Consider the following 2,407-nt stretch of genomic DNA (forward strand, 5'->3'; position numbering starts at 1 on the left):
TCGGCTGCACTAACAATGGTGTCTGCCACTGTACTAATAGGATTCTGCACTTGTGGTGTGTCATTGTCTCGTGAAATTGAGGAGCGGCTTGGAGGTACGAGTTGATAACCGGTATCAGGGCGTTCGTTCTTTTCTGTTGCCTCCTGTATTGTTTGGTGTGGTTTCCTTGGCTCTTCCCTGTTGGTTGGTTCAAAGTTTTTCTGCAGGGAACGGTAGCCGAACTCCCTGCCGATTTCGGATGCCTTGAATGATTGTCCTGCGTATGAGAACTTCAAGCCATAGACCTTGCCCTGCTTGTTCTTCATGCGCTCTATCGCGATGCCGTTCTTGTTCAACTCGTAAAGGAACATGGAATGCCCAGTAATACCCATACCTTTGTACTTGTCAAGCAGGGCATAGCAGATTTGCTGTACCTGCTGTTTTGTCTGCTCTCTTATTGGACTGGCTTTTGGCTCCTGATGCTGCTTTTTCGCCTTGACCTCCTTTGCGATGGTCAAGTGTTTCTCCCTGCTGATTTCTTCCGCCACCCTTGCTGCCCTATTGCTCACAAAAGTAGTATCATAGACCTCTCCGTACAAACTGATGCGGTTGGCAATGATGTGAATGTGTCTGTTGTCGGTATCCTTGTGCGTTACCGCCACCCATTGGTGGTTGTCAAGTCCCATTTGCTTGGCAAATAAATGGGTTATCCACATGAGTTCGGACACTGACAGCTTTTTCTCGTCCTGCGGTGCGATGCCTATTTCGATACGGAGAAACTTGTTCCTGCAACGACTGTTGTAATCGCTGACCACTTTCATTTCCTCATAGATAGCCTTTGGCTCCCTGCTGCAAAGATTGTGGAAGGCAAGTCGATAGCCAAGCTTGCCCTCTCTGAAGATATAGTCTAAAGCCGTGCTGCCGTGCGCTATCGCCTTACATTTTCCTATCATTTCTTGTTAGATTTAAGACCTTATATACCTCATCTTCCACACGAAAATGAGGGTCGTAAAACCGCTTAAATGCTTCTTTTGCACATAGTGATAGGTTCTTTGTGATGAGTACCCACCTTTCGTCCTTGACCTTGATGAGATTGGATACCTGTCCATAGAACTTTCCTGTATGATGGAGAATGGCAATGGCTTCCCTCTCATTGTCTGTCATCTTGGGAACGGCTGTTACTTCTCCGTTAAGGAGTATCTCACGGCAGTAATCTGAGAACTTCCGCCCTGCACTTTCCGCTTTTGACTTGATACGCTGCTTCTCTTCTAAGGTGCATCTTACCTTGATGAACTCCGTTTTGTTCATCCGCTGTTCTTCCTTATCCTGTTGCTGCCATCGGGCAGCTTTTCCTTTGTATCTTTTCATATAAGTTTCTTAGAAAGTTAATCATTGTAGATGATTCATTGTTTCTTAATTCCTGAATACTGACCGATGAGAACGGAGTGATTACGGTCTTATCTCCCCGACAATCGAACGAGGGGAGCAAGAGCAGTTTGTGGGTACAAACTGACGTCTTGCAATGTCAGCTAACGAAACGTTTACGCATAAAGCGTTTTGGTTATTAAAAGCGAATGCCGTGCATTCAGTATCTAACTGCGTTCGTAGCGTTCCCACCATTCAGTGTTTTTAGCAAAAGTTCGTTGCCTTACTCTCTGAAAAGTGTCGAGGGTTTTGAGTGAAAGAGGTGTTCCTTTTTCTGAAACCCCTCGACCATTTTCTTGCGGTTCACAGTTTTCTCCATTTCTCTACATCCTCACCGTATTCCCCCAAATGGATGCGCACGATGTTCTCCACGAAACTTGAAAGATTGCTACCCCTGTCACCCAACCTGCGAACGATGAAGTCGGCACGTTCCTGCGTCTCCCTGCTCAGGTAAACCGCCTTTCTCTCACTTAGCTTTGTCGGAACGAGGAACGCCTGCTTGTATGCGTCGAGTGTCTCTTTTCTCATCTTGGCACTGATGCGTTTTTGAACGGTTGCATGCTCTGTATGCTGTGCAGGCTCGGCTGGCGTAACATACTTTATGACATGTTCTGTTCCTTGTTGTTTTTGCTCTTGAATATTTTTCATTCCCTTTGCTCGAAATTCAGCGACGGTTTGTTCACTTGAACTTTCAGCTTGGCTCATACTGAAAGATTTCCTGATGGTATTTTCCATTTCCTCTTTGCTGACTGTTTTCTTTTCCATACCTCTATCTTATTTTAAGTTTGACTTGTTTTCTTTTGTTGCTTGTATTGGGAGTTTTCTCCAACTTTTTCTGTTGCTCACGGACACGACTGACATGAAACTCGTTGAGGTCTTTGAAGTCTCTATAATACACTGCCATATCTTCTACCTTAAAACCTGTGTTTACAAATTCCTGCACAGCTTTTCGACCTGCATCGTCATTATCAAGAAAAGCACGAACAGAGGTTATATTTCTTTT

General features: G+C 44.9%; 4 protein-coding genes. All 4 read right to left on the reverse strand.

Annotation, left to right across the window (positions count from 1 at the left end; translation table 11 throughout):
• The coding region (locus HMPREF2983_RS04740) for a relaxase/mobilization nuclease domain-containing protein (RefSeq protein ID WP_070667171.1) at positions 1-932 on the reverse strand (932 nt) is incomplete at its 3' end.
• Complete coding sequence (locus HMPREF2983_RS04745; RefSeq protein WP_008449726.1) at positions 916-1,347, reverse strand: plasmid mobilization protein; 432 nt, start codon at positions 1,345-1,347, stop codon at positions 916-918. The genes HMPREF2983_RS04745 and HMPREF2983_RS04740, both read right to left, overlap by 17 nt.
• A gap of 360 nt (positions 1,348-1,707) precedes the next feature.
• A complete protein-coding gene (locus tag HMPREF2983_RS04750) occupies positions 1,708-2,169 on the reverse strand; it encodes a DUF3408 domain-containing protein (RefSeq protein WP_008449678.1) in 462 nt (153 codons plus the stop codon).
• Between the two features lie 4 nt (positions 2,170-2,173).
• The coding region (locus tag HMPREF2983_RS04755) for a toprim domain-containing protein (protein ID WP_027444994.1) at positions 2,174-2,407 on the reverse strand (234 nt) is incomplete at its 5' end.

It is taken from the genome of Prevotella sp. HMSC077E09, from assembly GCF_001814685.1.
In the GTDB taxonomy this organism is placed as follows: Bacteria; Bacteroidota; Bacteroidia; order Bacteroidales; family Bacteroidaceae; genus Prevotella; species Prevotella oris.

Bases quoted from the DNA above. Each gene is read 5' to 3' on its own strand.
- HMPREF2983_RS04745 (WP_008449726.1), bottom strand. From the start codon at position 1,347: ATGAAAAGATACAAAGGAAAAGCTGCCCGATGGCAGCAACAGGATAAG.
- HMPREF2983_RS04750 (WP_008449678.1), bottom strand. From the start codon at position 2,169: ATGGAAAAGAAAACAGTCAGCAAAGAGGAAATGGAAAATACCATCAGG.